Annotated in this window: 16 protein-coding genes; 14 read left to right on the top strand and 2 right to left on the bottom strand. The window is 57.7% G+C overall.

Annotated features, from left to right (window positions below; genetic code table 11):
* Nucleotides 1-38 precede the first annotated feature (38 nt).
* Together gmd and ACSZOQ_RS11450 are read right to left on the bottom strand one after the other, a co-directional pair.
* Entirely contained in the window at nucleotides 39-1169 is a 1131-nt protein-coding gene (gene gmd, locus ACSZOQ_RS11455) for a GDP-mannose 4,6-dehydratase (RefSeq protein WP_439922657.1), read from the bottom strand.
* A 377-nt stretch (nucleotides 1170-1546) separates the two neighbouring features.
* Entirely contained in the window at nucleotides 1547-2602 is a 1056-nt protein-coding gene (locus ACSZOQ_RS11450) for a glycosyltransferase family 4 protein (RefSeq protein WP_439926022.1), read from the bottom strand.
* Between the two features lie 235 nt (nucleotides 2603-2837).
* Between ACSZOQ_RS11450 and ACSZOQ_RS11445 the strand changes: the two genes are divergently transcribed.
* The 14 genes from ACSZOQ_RS11445 (at nucleotide 2838) to ACSZOQ_RS11380 (ending at nucleotide 16111) form a co-directional block, all read left to right on the top strand.
* Nucleotides 2838-3776, top strand: coding sequence for a class I SAM-dependent methyltransferase (locus ACSZOQ_RS11445; RefSeq protein WP_439922656.1), 939 nt, complete (start codon nucleotides 2838-2840; stop codon nucleotides 3774-3776).
* Between the two features lie 58 nt (nucleotides 3777-3834).
* The gene (gene galE / locus ACSZOQ_RS11440) at nucleotides 3835-4839 is read left to right on the top strand and encodes a UDP-glucose 4-epimerase GalE (protein ID WP_439922655.1); all 1005 of its coding nucleotides are present in this window, start codon (nucleotides 3835-3837) and stop codon (nucleotides 4837-4839) included.
* Nucleotides 4840-4966: 127 nt separating this feature from the next.
* The gene (locus tag ACSZOQ_RS11435; RefSeq protein WP_439922654.1) at nucleotides 4967-5608 is read left to right on the top strand and encodes a winged helix-turn-helix transcriptional regulator; all 642 of its coding nucleotides are present in this window, start codon (nucleotides 4967-4969) and stop codon (nucleotides 5606-5608) included.
* Nucleotides 5605-6114 (top strand): transcription termination/antitermination protein NusG, encoded by a 510-nt coding sequence (gene nusG / locus ACSZOQ_RS11430; protein ID WP_439922653.1) that lies wholly within the window; start codon nucleotides 5605-5607, stop codon nucleotides 6112-6114. The genes ACSZOQ_RS11435 and nusG overlap by 4 nt, the downstream gene beginning before the upstream one ends.
* A gap of 225 nt (nucleotides 6115-6339) precedes the next feature.
* Nucleotides 6340-7170: an ABC transporter permease gene (locus ACSZOQ_RS11425; RefSeq protein ID WP_439922652.1), complete on the top strand. Its 831-nt coding sequence runs from the start codon at nucleotides 6340-6342 to the stop codon at nucleotides 7168-7170.
* A 48-nt stretch (nucleotides 7171-7218) separates the two neighbouring features.
* The gene (locus ACSZOQ_RS11420) at nucleotides 7219-8478 is read left to right on the top strand and encodes an ABC transporter ATP-binding protein (protein WP_439922651.1); all 1260 of its coding nucleotides are present in this window, start codon (nucleotides 7219-7221) and stop codon (nucleotides 8476-8478) included.
* Nucleotides 8479-8539: 61 nt separating this feature from the next.
* Nucleotides 8540-9076, top strand: a complete 537-nt coding sequence (gene rfbC / locus ACSZOQ_RS11415; protein WP_439922650.1) for a dTDP-4-dehydrorhamnose 3,5-epimerase — start codon at nucleotides 8540-8542, stop codon at nucleotides 9074-9076.
* A 16-nt stretch (nucleotides 9077-9092) separates the two neighbouring features.
* Nucleotides 9093-11144, top strand: coding sequence for a glycosyltransferase (locus ACSZOQ_RS11410; protein ID WP_439922649.1), 2052 nt, complete (start codon nucleotides 9093-9095; stop codon nucleotides 11142-11144).
* A 23-nt stretch (nucleotides 11145-11167) separates the two neighbouring features.
* Nucleotides 11168-12283, top strand: a complete 1116-nt coding sequence (locus tag ACSZOQ_RS11405; RefSeq protein WP_439922648.1) for a DegT/DnrJ/EryC1/StrS family aminotransferase — start codon at nucleotides 11168-11170, stop codon at nucleotides 12281-12283.
* Between the two features lie 72 nt (nucleotides 12284-12355).
* Nucleotides 12356-13105 (top strand): cephalosporin hydroxylase family protein, encoded by a 750-nt coding sequence (locus tag ACSZOQ_RS11400; RefSeq protein ID WP_439926020.1) that lies wholly within the window; start codon nucleotides 12356-12358, stop codon nucleotides 13103-13105.
* Between the two features lie 44 nt (nucleotides 13106-13149).
* Nucleotides 13150-13782 (top strand): class I SAM-dependent methyltransferase, encoded by a 633-nt coding sequence (locus ACSZOQ_RS11395; protein WP_439922647.1) that lies wholly within the window; start codon nucleotides 13150-13152, stop codon nucleotides 13780-13782.
* Nucleotides 13779-14474, top strand: coding sequence for a formyltransferase family protein (locus ACSZOQ_RS11390; protein WP_439922646.1), 696 nt, complete (start codon nucleotides 13779-13781; stop codon nucleotides 14472-14474). Before ACSZOQ_RS11395 ends, ACSZOQ_RS11390 begins: the two co-directional genes overlap by 4 nt.
* The gene (locus ACSZOQ_RS11385; protein ID WP_439922645.1) at nucleotides 14471-15190 is read left to right on the top strand and encodes a WbqC family protein; all 720 of its coding nucleotides are present in this window, start codon (nucleotides 14471-14473) and stop codon (nucleotides 15188-15190) included. The genes ACSZOQ_RS11390 and ACSZOQ_RS11385 overlap by 4 nt, the downstream gene beginning before the upstream one ends.
* 69 nt (nucleotides 15191-15259) lie before the next feature.
* On the top strand, nucleotides 15260-16111 hold the full coding sequence (locus ACSZOQ_RS11380) for a class I SAM-dependent methyltransferase (protein WP_439922644.1): 852 nt from the start codon (nucleotides 15260-15262) through the stop codon (nucleotides 16109-16111).
* Nucleotides 16112-16129 lie beyond the last annotated feature (18 nt).

Raw genomic sequence — 16129 nt, 5'->3', positions numbered from 1 at the left:
CACGGTGGCCTGCGAGGAAGAGCCTTGTATAGGACACCTCAGTTTTCTACCGATATTGGCATCTCAAAACCGTTCTTGCGCAAGAATGCATGGCGCTGCGCCGTCTTGAGATCGGCTGCCACCATTTCCGCGCACATCTCCCTTGCGGTGATCTGGGGAGTCCAGCCAAGTTTTTTTCTTGCCTTAGACGGATCGCCGAGAAGCGTGTCAACCTCGGCGGGGCGAAAATAGCGAGGGTCGATCCTGACGATGACATCGCCTGGCCTTATGGCGGGGGCGAGGTTCGAGGTAACTGCCTCGACGACTCCCTTTTCCTCAAGGCCCTCGCCCTCGAAGCGCAGGACGATGCCCAGCTCGGCAGCCGTCCAGAGGATGAATTGGCGTACCGAGTGCTGAACCCCGATCGCGATCACGTAGTCCTCAGGTTCATCCGGTTGAAGCATCATCCACTGCATGCGAACATAGTCCTTGGCATGTCCCCAGTCGCGCAGCGCATCGATATTGCCCATAAAGAGACATTTTTCGAGCCCGTGAGCGATGTTGGTCATGCCTCTGGTGATCTTGCGGGTCACGAAGGTTTCGCCACGGCGAGGGCTTTCATGATTGAACAGGATGCCGTTGCAGGCATAGAGTCCGTAGGCCTCGCGATAGTTGACGGTGATCCAATAGGAATAGAGCTTGGCGACCGCGTAGGGACTGCGCGGATAGAAGGGTGTCGTCTCACGCTGCGGCACCTCCTGAACAAGTCCGTAGAGTTCCGACGTCGAAGCCTGATAGAATCGTGTTCTCTTCTCCCATTTCAAGAATCGGATGGCTTCTAGCAGCCGCAGAGTGCCGATCGCGTCGACATCGGCGGTGTATTCCGGTGCCTCAAAGCTCACGGCTACGTGGCTTTGTGCGCCGAGATTGTAGACTTCGTCTGGTTCTACCTCGCGCATGATACGCGTCAGGTTCGACGTATCGGTCAGATCACCGTAGTGGAGTGCAAGCCGTGGATTCGGTGAGTGAGGATCCTGGTATATGTGATCGATTCGCTGCGTGTTGAACGACGAAGAACGACGCTTGATGCCGTGAACTTCATAGCCCTTCTGAAGTAGAAATTCGGCCAAATAGGAGCCGTCTTGGCCAGTAATGCCGGTAATGAGGGCTCGTTTGGTCGGCGATGTCATATTGATCTGCTATCCTTTCTCTGGACCGGGTAGGCTTGCCGCGATACTTTTGTGCCGTAGGATCCCAGCAGTTATAGGTGCTCCCCCGCATAGTCTAGCTCATGTTTTTATTGAGACAAACTGAGGGTCTTCATGAAGGCCCAGATTTCTGGTTCATCGTAACCGCAAAGAGCGAAGATGTAACAGAAATCTGGGCCAGCTCGTGCCGCCAATCGTCGTGCGTGTCATCGGCGTGACGCCGCATGTCACAGAACCAAGCCGTCACAAAACCGGCAAGAACCGCAACAGCGCCATCGGCGAACGAACTACGCGGCATCCGGGGTACGGCATGTCGCGGTCACGCCGGGCAATGGTCGAGTGCTTCTTCGGATGCCGCCTTAAACCATATGGTTTTTGTAGAGTTGTACGATTGCCGTGCCGATGACCTTCTCTGAAAGACGCTCCACTACGAACTGACGTGCAGCGGTACCGTAGCGCAGCCGCAGATCGCGCGATGTCGCCAGCGTTGCAATGGCTTGGGCGAGCGCAGCGGGATTTTCTACCGCGACCAGAAGGCCGGTACGATCCTGAATTGCAATTTCCCGGCAGCCCGGCACGTCGGTCGCGATCAGCGGACGGCCACACGCAGCGGCCTCCATCAGGCTGACCGGCAAGCCTTCGCGATGCGAGGGCAGGGCGGCGATATGCGATCTGGCCCAGATCTCTCTGATGTCGGCGATCTGGCCGAGCCACGTGATGCCAGACACGTCATTCCACGATGCTGCTTCTGCCTCGGAGACGGATTCCGGATTTGATGGATCTACGGCGCCGGCGATCAGCAGGCGCGTGTTAATGCCGTGTTCCGCCAGCAGGCGATGCGCGGCGACCAGCGCGCGGATGCCCTTGTTCCGCAGCAGCCGGCCGGCGAAGCCGACAGTCACCGGCCCTTCCGGTTCCGGGAGCGGTGCAAATCGTCTGGTGTCGACGCCTGATCCCAAAATCAGTGCGATGCGGTCGCGCGCGATCCCGAGCCTTTCAACTTGGGCCTGATCATCGGGATTCTCGACCAGCGTGATGCTTCTGCTCCTGTTCAGGAAGAAGCGAAGCAGCGCGGTGATTGCGATTTTCAGCAGACGTGCGTCGAGATTTTGTGAGGTATAGGCATAGCCCAGTCCCGTCAGTGCATTGATCTGACGCAGTTCACTGCCGGAAGCCGCGAGTGAGCCATAGACGCAACACTGGAGGCTGGAGTGATGGACGATATCGGGGCGGATCGATTTTTCCAGGCGCCGAATGGCGCGGATCGTCGCGACCGCTGAAAGGGCGGAGCCTGCGCCGCGCCGGAACGGAATCGGATGCAGCGTGAATCCTTCGCCGCGAATGCCATCGCTGTTGCCGCTCGGTTTTGTCGCGACATGCACATCGAACCCTGCCTCGCGGGCGGCGCGTGCCATCGGTAGACGGTGCGCCAGGAACAACCAGTCTTCGGATACGACGTAAAGGACTTTTGGGCGCCTTCGATTCAAGGGAGTCTCGCGGGGTACGGACGATGTCAGCCGGACTTCCTTAGTGGAAATTCCGATGAATTGCCATTATAGGGGCGAAGTGGAATAGGTTTCGCCCGGTGCTCGGCGCCGGGTCTTGACGTGAGCCACATGGACTTGCGAACTGCATTGACTGGAGCGTGAGATGGCCCATCTGGCAAAGAGGCTTTTGGCGGCCTCCAAACGTACTGTCCAGCGCTTCGTCAAGCCGTCACTGCGGTCGCAGCCGGAAAGTGCGGTCGCTTGGGCCGTTCATGCCCGGCATATTCTTCCTGCCCTACCGGAGCAGACCCGCACTCTAATCGAGCATCACGACCTTCATCAGGGGGGCCATGCGATCACCTATTTCGAGAACGACATCGCGAAGGAGGTCGGAGCAAAGCTGCGGCAGCTTGCCTCGAATCCGGATGCCGGTGCGACCGCCGCTGCCATTGAAGAGATCGTGCGCTGGCTGACCGTCAAGCAATGCGCGCAAGCGCATAGCGAAGGGCTCTACTTCGCGCATGCGGAGCCGCATATGGCCAAACAATGGAATGACATCATCTGGCCGATCATCAAGGACGCAGACTTCGCGCATACCATCGAACTGGCTTGTGGCCATGGCCGAAACACCGAGTTTCTTCGTCGCCTGGCGAAGACTGTCGATCTCGTCGACGTCAACCAGAGTTGCATCGAAGCCTGCCGGCAGCGGTTCGGGTCGGAAAAGGACGGTTGCTCTTTCCGCTATCACGTCACGTCCGGCAACGTCCTCCCGGTCGGCAACGCGACAATGACGTTCGGCTACTCATGGGATTCGATGGTGCATTTCGATAAGCTGGTGGTGCAGGACTACGTCCGCGAATTTGCGCGCGTGCTCAAACCGGGCGGCACGGCGTTCCTCCATCACTCGAATTACGGTGCGGTCGCACCTGACAGCAGTTGGACGAAAAACCACGGCAACCGAAGCGATATGACCGCTGAGCTGATGCGCGACTATGCACAGCAGAGCGGTCTGACCATCAAGTTTCAGCGGCTCAGCGGCACCGCCGATGGTTGGGGTATCGACCACCTGGATTGCCTGTCGCTGCTGCAGAAGCCGCACTAACGGCGAAAATTAAAGGTAGCTCCGTGACCTTCCGATACTGCCGGACCCGGCTTTCTTCATGACCGTTCTTGTGACAGGCGGCGCCGGCTATATCGGCAGCCATATGGTGTTCGGGCTGCTCGACCGCGGCGTACCGGTGATCGTGCTCGATAATCTGGCGACAGGATTCCGGAGCGCTGTGCCGCCATCGGTGCCCTTCTTCGAAGGAGATATCGGCGATGTGGACATGGTGTCGCGCTTGATCGAATCTCATTTCGTGGACGAGGTCGTCCATTTTGCCGCTTCGTCGGTGGTACCGGAGTCGGTTGCGGATCCGGCGCGCTATTACACGAACAATACTGTGAAATCGCTGGCGCTGATCGATGCAGCAACGCGCGCAGGCGTGCGCCGTTTCGTATTTTCCTCGACTGCCGCCGTTTACGGCAATCCGGCACGGATGCCGGTGGCCGAGACCGCCTTGCCGCAGCCGATGTCGCCCTACGGCACGTCGAAATGGATGACCGAGATGGTGCTGCGCGATGTCGCGGAAGTGCGCGGCATGCGTTATGTGGCGCTGCGCTACTTCAATGTCGCCGGTGCCGATCCCGGTCTGCGCTGCGGCCAGTCGACCCGGGCCGCCACGCATCTGATCAAGGCCGCGGTGCAGGCGGCGCTCGGCATGCGCGATGGCCTCGACATTTACGGCACGGATTATCCGACGCCAGACGGCACCTGCGTTCGCGACTACATCCATGTCACCGACCTGGTCGGTGCGCATCTCAGCGCGCTGGAGTATCTGCGCGGCGGCGCCAGCGCGACGCTGAATTGCGGCTATGGCAAGGGCTATTCTGTGCGCGAGGTGATCGAGGCGGTGAAGCGGGTGTCGGCGGTTGATTTCCCGGTGCGGCTGGCGGGCCGGCGGGCCGGCGATCCGGCGGCGATCGTTGCCGATACGACCAGACTTCGCCGCGAGTTGAACTGGACCCCCGCCTATGACGATCTCGACACCATCGTGACCCACGCGTTGGCGTGGGAGCGGCGGTTGCTTGCAACGGGAGCCGGGGAGAGGCCGAGGATCGACTGATAGCCGCCTCCGTTCGCGGCATTCGTGTCTAATAGGTAATTAAATACATTAAGAATGATTGACGTTCATGGCATGAACGCGGTATCTGGTACGGCGTTCACCTGATGAACGCCAACCGGGGCGCGGAATGCAGACCGCCGATGTCGATCTGGTGCAGGATTCGGCCGAAGACGACCGCACGCTGCTGGCCGTTCTTGACGTGGTCGAACGCAACGCGTCGATCACCCAGCGCACCGTCGCGAGCGAACTCAATATCGCGCTTGGCCTCGCCAACAGTTATCTCAAGCGATGCGTCCGCAAGGGTCTGATCAAGGTCAGCACGGTTCCGGCGCGGCGCTATGCTTATTATCTGACGCCACACGGCTTTGCCGAGAAGTCGCGGCTCACCGCGCGCTACCTCTCCGATTCATTCTCGTTCTTCCGGCAGGCGCGCAGCCAGTGCGGCGAGGTGTTCGCCACGGCCGCGGCGCGCGGGCAGAAACGCCTGATCCTGATCGGCGAGGGCGAACTGGCCGAAATCGCCGGTCTCGTCGTGCGCGATCATCCCGTCGAAATCGCAGCGGTGATCGCAGCCGTGACGGATGACGATGAACTTCGCCAGCGAATGGAAACGCTGAAGCCGCTCGACGGGGCGGTCGTTACGGCTCTGGCCGGCGCGCAGGAATGCCACGATGCCGCGCTTGCGGTGTTCGGCGCCGGCCGTGTCCATGCCCCGACTCTGCTGCGGCTGCGGTTGCGGGACACTGTCGTGGAAGGGAGCGCGCCGTGAGCGATCAGCCGGCCTGGTATCTCGTCCACACCCAACCGCAGGCCGAGGCCCGCGTCGAATTCAATCTGCAGCGTCAGGGCTTTTCGAGCTATCTGCCGAAATATCAGCGCACCCGCCGCCACGCGCGCAAAACGGAAATGGTGACGCGGCCGCTGTTTCCGCGTTATCTGTTCGTTGCTCTCGATCTGGCGCGCGATCGCTGGCGCGCGGTGCAATCGACATTCGGTGTCAGCCAGTTCGTGCTGTCGGGCGACGAACCGGCCTGCGTGCCGCGTGCCGTCATCGATGAAATCCGCGCCCGTGAAGGCGAGGGCGGCTATGTCCAGCTCGGTCTGCCGGCGGGCATGGCGGCCGGCTCTCCCGCCCGCATTGTCGATGGCATCTTTGCCGACGCGCGCGTGATGATCGAACGTATCGCTGACGCGCGCAGGGTGGCCGTGCTGCTCGATCTGCTCGGGCGGGAAGTGCGGGTTTCGGCTCCGGTGGAGTCGATCGGAACGGTCTGAATACGGCGGAAGACCGCTTGCAGCGGTGCCCGCCGTTTTGATGAAGAACTGCTTCGGGTGAACCGTTTCACCCGAAGTGCGGTAGCCTGCCTGAATCGCTGTATCGAGATGGCAGACACTGCAAACCATCCAGCCTCGACGAGCGGCGACCCGCGATCGCAATGCTCCGGAAACGGACAAACAGAACCTCATGCCATCCATCTTCGTGCGAGCAAATTTGAAAACATGACGTCGAATGCAATCACGATCATCAAACCGCACAGCGAACGTAGCGCGCTGGAGGATCTGCGTGCGATCTGGACCAGCCGTGAACTGCTGCTGGTGCTGGCGCGGCGGGAGATCGCGATCCGCTACCGGCAGGCAGTGATCGGTTTCCTCTGGGTGGTGTTGCAGCCGTTGATCACGACGGCGATCTTCACCATCGTGTTCATGGTGTTCGTGCGCATTCCCTCGGACGGGCAACCCTATCCGCTGTTCGCTTTCTCCGGGCTCGTGGTCTGGCAGTTCTTCAGCCGGATCGTGGTGGATGGCACCGGCAGCCTTGTCGCCAATACCGCGCTGATCACCAAGGTGTCTTTTCCGCGGCAGGTCATCCCTCTTGTTCCGCCGCTGGCAGCGGCCCTTGACTGCATGATCGCGATCCTGGCCCTGATTGTGATTGCCCTGGCCTTCCGCGCGCATGTGCAATGGACGATCGTCTTCATTCCCGTGATCCTTCTTGCGATCACGTTCTTCGGCTACGCCATCGTGCTGTGGCTGGCGCCGCTCAATGCGATCTATCGTGATATCGGCATCACCGTGCCTTTTATCATGCAGGTGGGCATGTATCTTACCCCCGTTGTTTATCCGGCCTCTCTCGTGCCCGAGCAAATCCGCTGGCTGTATCAGCTCAATCCGGCGGCGGTGATGGTGGATTCGATGCGTTGGGCGGTGCTTGGTTCTGCGCCGCCTTCGCTGGCGGGAGTGGCGTTGTTCGTCGGCCTGTCCATCGCCCTGTTCTGGGGCGGGGGGCGTTTCTTCCGCAATGTGGAGGGCACCCTTGTTGATCGAATTTGACCAGCGCGTTCCGGTGAGCGCGGCGGCGGGCATCCGCGGACCAGGCAGATGACATCGGCGATCGAAATTTCCGGCGTTGGAAAACAGTACCGGCGCGGCATGCAGGCCTACACCTACCACCGGGCGTCGGAGGTCATGACGAACTGGGGCAAGCGTCTGATCGGCGCCGGGCCGCGGGAAGCTCGCGCGGCGCGCGCCGACGAGACCTTCTGGGCGCTCAAGGATATCTCCCTGACCATCGAGCAGGGGCAGGTCGTCGGGATCATCGGCCGCAACGGCTCGGGCAAAAGCACGCTGCTCAAGATCATCTCGCAGATCACCGCGCCGACCACCGGCGAATTGCGCATCACCGGCCGGACCGGAACGCTGCTCGAGGTCGGCACCGGATTCCATCCGGAACTGAGCGGACGCGAGAACGTGTTCCTGAACGGCGCGATTCTCGGCATGAGCCGGCAGGAGATCGCGCGCAAATTCGACGAGATCGTCGACTTCTCCGGCGTCGAAGCCTTCATCGATACGCCGGTGAAGCGTTATTCCAGCGGCATGCAGACGCGACTTGCCTTCTCCGTCGCAGCACACCTCGATCCGGAAATCCTGATCATCGACGAAGTGCTGGCCGTCGGTGACGCCGAATTTCAGAAGAAATGCCTCGGCAAGATGAGGGACGTCACCGGCGACGGACGCACGGTGGTGTTCGTCAGCCATAATATGTCGACCGTGACGAGCTTATGCAACGAATGCATTTTGCTGGAAAAAGGGGAGATGCGCGCATCGGGTGCGCCGGACGTGATTTCCGATCTTTATTACTCAAGCGGCGCGGGTGGCGTCGGATCTCGACTCTCATTCAATTCCGACAAAGAGCGGCCAGGGACGGATGTTGTAAAGCTTTGCGAGGCACGACTCATCAATGATCAAGGACAAGAGGCCAGCAACTTTGATCGCAGTGAAGAAGTCGGAGTTGAGATAACCTACGAGGTTCTTAAAGCGGGAGGCCTGCTGGTACCGAACTTTCGCGTCTTGATGCAGGATGTATGTGTTTTTATCAGCTCTCCCAGCGGAGTCGCCGAACTTGCGCCGGGCTTTTACAAGTCCACAATGTGGATTCCCTCGAGATTTCTGAATAGTGGATACTACACCATTGCGCTTGCTTTGAGCTCTCTAAGTCCCGTGGTGGTTCATTTCTATGAGGCGGATGCACTTCAGTTTCACGTTACCGAAAACATCGCGGATGCGGATCGGAACGGTTACACACTGCAAATTCCCGGTTTTATCCGACCCGCTCTGAACTGGGACCTCGAAAAAATATGACTACGCCTGCTTTGGGATACGTTCGCTATCCCTGCGTAATGTCGTGTGAGACGCGGGTAGCATGAAGTTTACTCCTCTTGCATTCGAGGGCGCGTTTCGCATTCAAATCGAGCCGATTGTTGATGGGCGAGGCTTTTTTGCTCGTAGATTCTGTGCCGAGGAATTTCGGGTGCGCGGGCTTGAGGATAATCTCATTCAGCGGTCTGTGTCGTTCAATCGGCACACTGGGACTATACGGGGTATGCACTTTCAGGCCGTCCCACATTTGGAGACAAAGCTCGTTCGATGCACCCGCGGCGCTGTATTCGATGTAATGGTTGATCTTCGCAAAGATTCCTCAAGTTACGGCAAGTGGTATGGTGAGGTTTTGAGCGCGGACAATATGTTGATGCTATACATCCCACGAGGGTTTGCTCATGGATTTCAAACTCTCGCAGATGACACTGAGGTCGACTACGAAATTTCACCTGCATATGTACTGGAATCGGCGCGCGGGTTTCGGTTCGACGATCCGTCCGTAGGCATCGATTGGCCGATAGCAAATGTCATCGTGTCGGATCGCGATAAATCATTGCCGATGTTTCTGGAATTAAAGTAGTAGCAAGGATCAATAGATGGGTAACTTGTTGCCGGTGGATTTTTTGCGCAGAGCTAGGAGGTTTGCTGCGCGAAATATCCGGAAACTTTCTGATCGGATGAGAGCGGCTGATCGAAAGAAATCGCCGGTCGTTTTCAGTAAGACTAGCAGCCCTTCGATTTCTGGCCCTTTATTTACTGTCATTATTCCAACGGTCGATCGATCGCAGACCCTTGTTGACACGATTCGCACATGTCTCATGCAGGACGATGAGAATTTGTGCGTTCTGGTGAGTGACAATGCGTCAACTGATGATACGGCGAACGTTGTTGCGTCATTCTCCGACTCCAGGTTGAAGTATATTAATCCAGGCGTTCGCTTGGGGATGGCGGAGCACTGGGAGTTTGCCCTATCGCATGTGAAGGAAGGGTTTGTTACCGTTCTAGGTGACGATGATGGCTTGCTGCCTGACGCGATCAGAGCTGCGCGTCAGTTGACTGCGGATTACGATGCAAAAGCGGTGACCTGGCAAAAGATCGAGTACACTTGGCCAAATCATATCATCCCAAGTTTCCGCAATTGGCTTCAGATCCCTCTTGGCGTCAAAGTCGAGTTGCTCAAAACGCGGGATGTTGTCGCGGAGGTCGTGGGATTTCGTGCCAGCTACCCCCGGCTACCCTGCATTTATAATTCCTTTGTTTCGATGGACCTGATCTCAGCCTATCGAGAAAAGAACAATGGTGAGTTTTTTGGCGGCGTGTCTCCGGATGTTTATTCTGCTTTCGCGATTGCGTCGCAGGTAGAAGAATTCGTCTTCTGCCAACGTCCGCTGTCGATCAATGGTGGTAGTGGCAAGAGTAACGGAACGCTCCAGACCTTGGGCGACAAAGATCATCCGTCCGCTAGAAAATTCTGGAGGGAAACCAAGTTTAAGCATGAAGAGGGGCTGCCTCAAGTTGCTGTTATAGAATTTGCGGTCATTGATGCCTTTATAAAAGTCAAGAGAAGCGTGGCGTGTTTCTCGGATATCGAGATAGATCAAGGAGCGCTGCTTCGCTCAGCCATTGGATCGACTTTTGGCGGATATATACCCGCTGAACGGCGCGAAGAGAGGGTTGAAGCTATCCGCGAATATGCGATCTCCAGGGATCTGCATTCAACGTTCCTGAAGGTGCATGAACAAAAGCGTGATGTTCCGTCTCCTCCTTTTGAGTTGCCAAAGCCTGGATACTATCATCCTGGTAGTATTGTGTTCGATGCAACCACGTTCGGTGCGCAGGATGTATTTGCTGCGTCTCGTCGTTCGTCTGAAGTTCTCGATCTCGCTGCCGGGCAATCGGAGCTATTCAAGAAGCTGACACAAACGAAGCGCCCCGATCTGGCTGTGGCACTCTTCGCCAGAGCAAAGGGGCAGCCATTGCGCCTTCATCTTGGTTGTGGGGCGGCCTATTTCGAAGGTTACGTCAATGTTGATTTCCCTCAGTCGGAACATGCAATCATGTCCGTTACACCGGACGTCATCTGTGATCTGACGGAAATAGATTTGCCTGCGGATACTGTCGAAGAGGTTCGGCTGCAGCATGTGTTCGAGCACTTGAATAGGGTCGTAGCAATAGCTTCCGTGATCAGGTGGCATCGTTGGTTGCGAGTTGGCGGACGGTTGCATATCGAGACGCCCGACTTTGAAGGTTCGCTCCGAGATTTTCTCAATGCTGGTGATCTCCGGGAAAAGATGCGCGCAATTCGCCATCTTGAGGGGGATCAAGTGGACGGATGGGCCTATCACGTCGGGCAGTGGTTTCCCGAGCGATTCAAGCATACGTTCAACATGCTTGGGTTTGATAAAGCTGAAATTCGTCAGAAGGCGTCCGGACATTCCCCGCCGCTTCGCAATGTCGTGGCAATTGGTACCAAGACGAGTTCGCGGTCTGCCAAGCAACAGTACCAAAGCGGATGCGATCTACTGAAGCAATTCATGGTTGCTGAAGAAGAAGGCCCGACCTGGGAGGCGTGGGCAAAGCAGCTGGCTGGTGTATTGGGTGGCGAGATATTGCCACAACCTTCGATTTATCAGCCGCTTTTGTCCTGAACACTGGCTTAGTCCGAAGTTAGATGAAGCCCCGCATCCTTTACACCAAGCCGTCCATCACCGAGCTGGAGGTGCGTTACGCGACCGATGCCGTGGCCAACGGCTGGGGGGACCGCTGCTACGACTACATTCACCGTTTCGAGGCGGCGTTTGCGACGCATCTGGGAAGCACGTTTGCGGTTGCGACATCGAGCTGCACCGGCGCGCTCCACCTTGGAATGGCCGCGCTCGGTATTGGTGACGGTGACGAGGTCATACTCGCAGATACCAACTGGATCGCCTCGGTGTCGCCCATCGCGCATCTCGGCGCGACGCCGGTTTTCGTGGATGTCCTTCCCGACACATGGTGCATCGATCCGGAGATGGTCGAACGCGCGATCACGCCGCGCACGAAGGCCATCCTCGCGGTTCATCTCTACGGCAATCTCTGCGAGATGGAGCGTCTCCTTGCGATCGGCGACAGGCACGGCATTCCGGTGATCGAGGATGCCGCCGAAGCCATCGGGTCGCAATACTACGGCAAGCGCGCCGGCAGCATGGGGCGTTTCGGCGCGTTTTCGTTTCACGGCACCAAGACGCTCACGACCGGCGAAGGTGGCATGTTCGTGACCGACGATGCCGATCTCTATGAACGCGTGCTCACGCTTTCGAACCATGGTCGTGCAAAAGGTCAGACGAAACAGTTCTGGCCGGACATGGTGGGGTTCAAGTTCAAGATGTCGAACGTGCAGGCCGCGATGGGCTGCGGGCAGCTTGAACGGATCGACGATCTGGTGAACCGCAAGCGCGCGGTTTTCCACGCCTATCGGGACGGGCTGAGCGATCTGCCGATGGTGCGGATGAATCCGGATGGCGGCAATATTGTCAACGGCGCGTGGATGCCGACAGTCGTGTTCGACAGAGACAGCGCGGTGACGCGCGAGCGGATGCAGGCCGCGTTCAAGGACGAGAACATCGATGCGCGGGTTTTCTTCTATCCGCTGTCCGGCTTGCCGATGTTCAAGCCCGAGCCCGGAAACATCCATGCGTGGGATATTCCGGGCCGTGCGATCAACCTTCCGAGTTTCCACGACATCACGGACGACGAGCAGGAGCGCGTCATTGGTGTTGTTCGCTGTCTCGCAGGTGCGGGATCCTGAGCGAGACCGCACGTTCACCACGATGATGACTCGAATGTGCATCAAGCGCACGGAAAGCTGATTGGCAACGGCATGGCAGGGGATGATCGAACCGAATTCCGAAACAGCGCGATCGAACAATCGCTAGCGTTGGGCAAAGACAAGGCGGTCTTTGACAAGGCGCTGGATACCCTCCTTGCGGCCGATCGGTATCGCTACTCCTACCTGTGGACGTGGATGGGCGTTCCAATCATCCAGTTGCCCGCCGATGTCATGGCGACGCAGGAGGTCATCTTTGCTGCCCGTCCCGATGTGATCATCGAAACTGGAGTCGCTCGCGGTGGTTCGGTGATTTTTATGGCGTCGATGTTTGAACTTATGGGTAAAGGCAAAGTGATCGGTGTGGATATCGATATTCGAGCCCACAACCGCGAAGCCATCGAGCAGCATCCGATGACCAAGCGGATCAGCCTGATCGAGGGGCCTTCTGCCGACGAGGCGACGCTTGCGCAGGTTCGTGCGCAGATTCCGGACGGGGCATCGGTGATGGTCGTGCTGGATTCGGACCACAGTAGGGATCACGTTCTGGCGGAGTTGCGGGCCTATGGTCCTCTGGTGACGAAAGGGCAGTATCTCGTGGTGGCGGATACCGTGGTCGGCCATCTGGATGAGCAGAACGCGCCGCAAAATCGTTCGCAGGTCTGGTTCAAGGGTAACGAGCCGCTCACCGCGCGGGACATGTATCTCAAGGAGACTGATCGTTTCGAAGTGAACCCCGTGATCAACGGCAAGCTCATCTTCTCCAGTTCGCCCGGAGGTTACTTGTGCTGCATCAGGGACTAACCGTTGGCGATGCGAGTCCCGAGAAGGTCGAGGAGGGCGTAGGGATGGAGAAGGTCACTGACGTTCTCAAAGCTCATTACAAGGGCACCTTCGACAGGTTCGGTCCCACGTCGAAAGGTGTTGACTGGGGCGACGATGTTCGCAGGGCGACCCTGCGTCATCAAAAGATGCTTTCTATTCTGGCCGATGCAAAGGGCAGGGTGAGCCTGCTCGATGTGGGGTGCGGCTATGGCGGGCTTCTGGAATATGCAAGAGCGCAGAAGCTGGATCTGGATTACACCGGCATCGACGTTGCCGAGAACATGATTTCGTGGGCGCAGGCCAATCAGGACGGCGGGACGTTCGTTCTTGGTGATATCCTTGAAACGGATCTCAGCAGGACTTTTGACTTTGTCGTGTGCAACGGAATCTTGACGCAGAAGCTGAGCGTTTCGAACCGGGATATGGACGGTTTTGCGCAGAGGCTGATCCGGCGGGTGTTCGATCTTTGCACGCGCGGCGTTGCGTTTAACGTGATGACTAATCGGGTCAACTTTTATGCCGACAACCTTTACTACCGCAGCCCGGTCGAGCTTCTGGGCTGGTGCATGGACGAACTGACAGTCCGCGTCAGGCTGGATCACTCGTATCCGCTCTATGAGTTCACGACCTATCTCTTCAAGGATCCCTCTCAATGAGGGTTGGAGCCATCTGTTCGGCAGGCGGAAGCGCATTCTTTTCTGCTGTCGAACTGGCGATGGAGTGCGATCTTCTGTCTCCTGCGGACGTTGTCGTTGTGACGGACAGGGCCTGCGAAGCGATCGGCAAGTCCGAAGAGATGGGAATTGCGTGTCACAGGATCGATTGGTCCGGCAATGCTCAGTTCTCTGAAGCGGCCAGGGATGTGCTGGGCCGGGCCGGGTGCGATGTCACTTTGTTGTTCTTCACCCGCCTGATCACATCAGAGCTGTTCTCGTCTATTCTGTGCTTCAACATCCACCCGTCCCTTTTGCCCGCTTACAGCGGATTTCACGCGCTGGATCGCGCGCGGGCGCGGAATGCCGGGTTCGTGGGCGCGACCCTGCATGTGACCAACGCGAATCCGGACGACGGTCTGATTGTGGCTCAGGTGGCTTCGCCAATAGACGCATCGGCCACAGCAGATTCCTGGAGCCGCGTGTCCTACGTTCAGAAGACGTATCTTGCGTTTTGCCTGCTGGAATGGATGCATTCGGGGGCGGTCTCGGTCTCGCCGGGTTCTGAAGCCGTGAATTGGATAGCTTCCAGGCGAACCACCCCGTCGTGCAGTCCTGCCCTTCGCGCGGAGGCATCTATCGCCGCGTTCGACAGGTTTCAGGGCCAGCTCGGGACGAGGGCGCTGATCCCATGAATCTGGTCGTTTCTCAGCCGATGTTTCTACCCTGGATCGGGTTGTTCGAGCAGGTTCGCCTTGCCGACCGGTTCATCCATTATGACGATGTGCAATTGCCGCAGGGGCGGAGCTTTATATCGCGGGTGCAGGTCAAAGGACCGGACGGGGTGCGATGGCTGACCGCGCCGATTGATCGCAGGCGATCCGGGCGGACCATCCGCGAAAGTTGGTATGTCGAGGGCGACGATTGGCGCGACAAGCATCTGAGAACGCTGCGTGCCTATTATGGTGAGGCCCCATATTTCCCGGAAATGTTCGATCTTGCCGAGAGAATCTATGCTCACCCGAGCAGCAATGTCGCCGAGTTCAATGCCAATGCGGTTGAACTGGTCGCTGCATGGCTGGGTATCGGCACATCGTTTGGATATTCGTCGGCTTGCAATGTTGGGGGCAGGAGCAGCGTCCGACTTCTGGAGATCGCGAAGAAGACGCAGGCGACAAAATACATTACGGGCCTTGGCGCGCTGAAGTATCTGGATCATGAGATATTTGAGCGCGAGAAGATCGAAGTCGCGTATATGTCCTATCAGAACCATCCGTGGCCGCAGCTTCACGGGGAGTTCGTGCCGTACGTGACGATTCTCGACCCCATCGCCAACTGCGGCAAGGAAGCGGCTCTCGGGATTTGCTCGTCATCGATTTACTGGCGCGAGTATATTGAACTGACAAAATAGAAAGACGTGGGGATCAGCTTTTTGAAACCAGAAAAATGAGTCACCTTCTGCGTATAGGATCACAGAATTATGAATCACAATACCTCGCCGCCGGCTGTGGCAAGCAGGCTGACACGGCGCATTGCAAACGGCCTCATGCGATGGGTGCAGAACGTATCATCTTGGCTCAGCGTTCAAGATCTCCACAATTATCTCGATAAGCAAGCGGCGGATGACAGCGGCGATGTCTATAGGTTCAATGCGGGCTTTCGCGACAAATGGGTCGCTGACAGGGCAAAATCAGTCGAGCCCGGATCTCGCGTGCTAGATATCGGTGCCGGCACCGCGCCCTACAAGGGGCTATTTGCTCATTGCAAATATGAAACTCAGGATTTCGCGCAATACGAGGGCTATAAGGGTGCGGAGGGTCAGTACGCGAAGATCGACCATGTGTCGGACATTACCGCGATCCCGGTTCCAGATGAGTCTTTCGACGTTATTCTTTGCACCGAGGTCCTGGAGCACGTCCCGTATCCGATCGAATCGCTCAAGGAGATGATACGGATCACCAAGCGGGGTGGACGGCTCTTTATCACAGCCCCTCTCGGGTCAGGTCTGCATCAGGAGCCGTATCATTTCTATGGCGGCTACACGGACCACTGGTACCGCAAATTCTTGACCGAGTTCGGTTGCGATGTCGTGTCGATTGAGCCGAACCATGGCTTCTTCGCTCATCTCGCTCAGGAGTGTGTGCGCTTCGAATCGACTTACGACCAGCACAAGAACTTGCACGAACGGCATGGCAAGCAGCTCCTGAACCTCATGGGAAATTTGCTTCCTCGTTATCTCTACAAGATCGACAAGGCTATTCTTATCAAGGAATTTACCGTCGGATTTCATGTCGAGGCGCGGTGCCGTCCGGTGCAAAGTGGGCAGTCTTGAGGTGAGATCAGCGACATT

This window comes from Nitrobacter sp. JJSN (assembly GCF_051912485.1).
Classification (GTDB): domain Bacteria; phylum Pseudomonadota; class Alphaproteobacteria; order Rhizobiales; family Xanthobacteraceae; genus Nitrobacter.
This window is presented reverse-complemented; position numbering and strand designations above follow the sequence as displayed.

Bases quoted from the DNA above. Each gene is read 5' to 3' on its own strand.
- gmd (WP_439922657.1), bottom strand. From the start codon at position 1,169: ATGACATCGCCGACCAAACGAGCCCTCATTACCGGCATTACTGGCCAA.
- ACSZOQ_RS11450 (WP_439926022.1), bottom strand. From the start codon at position 2,602: ATGGCACGCGCCGCCCGCGAGGCAGGGTTCGATGTGCATGTCGCGACA.
- ACSZOQ_RS11445 (WP_439922656.1), top strand. From the start codon at position 2,838: ATGGCCCATCTGGCAAAGAGGCTTTTGGCGGCCTCCAAACGTACTGTC.
- galE (WP_439922655.1), top strand. From the start codon at position 3,835: ATGACCGTTCTTGTGACAGGCGGCGCCGGCTATATCGGCAGCCATATG.
- ACSZOQ_RS11435 (WP_439922654.1), top strand. From the start codon at position 4,967: ATGCAGACCGCCGATGTCGATCTGGTGCAGGATTCGGCCGAAGACGAC.
- ACSZOQ_RS11425 (WP_439922652.1), top strand. From the start codon at position 6,340: ATGACGTCGAATGCAATCACGATCATCAAACCGCACAGCGAACGTAGC.
- ACSZOQ_RS11420 (WP_439922651.1), top strand. From the start codon at position 7,219: ATGACATCGGCGATCGAAATTTCCGGCGTTGGAAAACAGTACCGGCGC.
- rfbC (WP_439922650.1), top strand. From the start codon at position 8,540: ATGAAGTTTACTCCTCTTGCATTCGAGGGCGCGTTTCGCATTCAAATC.
- ACSZOQ_RS11410 (WP_439922649.1), top strand. From the start codon at position 9,093: ATGGGTAACTTGTTGCCGGTGGATTTTTTGCGCAGAGCTAGGAGGTTT.
- ACSZOQ_RS11405 (WP_439922648.1), top strand. From the start codon at position 11,168: ATGAAGCCCCGCATCCTTTACACCAAGCCGTCCATCACCGAGCTGGAG.
- ACSZOQ_RS11400 (WP_439926020.1), top strand. From the start codon at position 12,356: ATGGCAGGGGATGATCGAACCGAATTCCGAAACAGCGCGATCGAACAA.
- ACSZOQ_RS11395 (WP_439922647.1), top strand. From the start codon at position 13,150: ATGGAGAAGGTCACTGACGTTCTCAAAGCTCATTACAAGGGCACCTTC.
- ACSZOQ_RS11390 (WP_439922646.1), top strand. From the start codon at position 13,779: ATGAGGGTTGGAGCCATCTGTTCGGCAGGCGGAAGCGCATTCTTTTCT.
- ACSZOQ_RS11385 (WP_439922645.1), top strand. From the start codon at position 14,471: ATGAATCTGGTCGTTTCTCAGCCGATGTTTCTACCCTGGATCGGGTTG.
- ACSZOQ_RS11380 (WP_439922644.1), top strand. From the start codon at position 15,260: ATGAATCACAATACCTCGCCGCCGGCTGTGGCAAGCAGGCTGACACGG.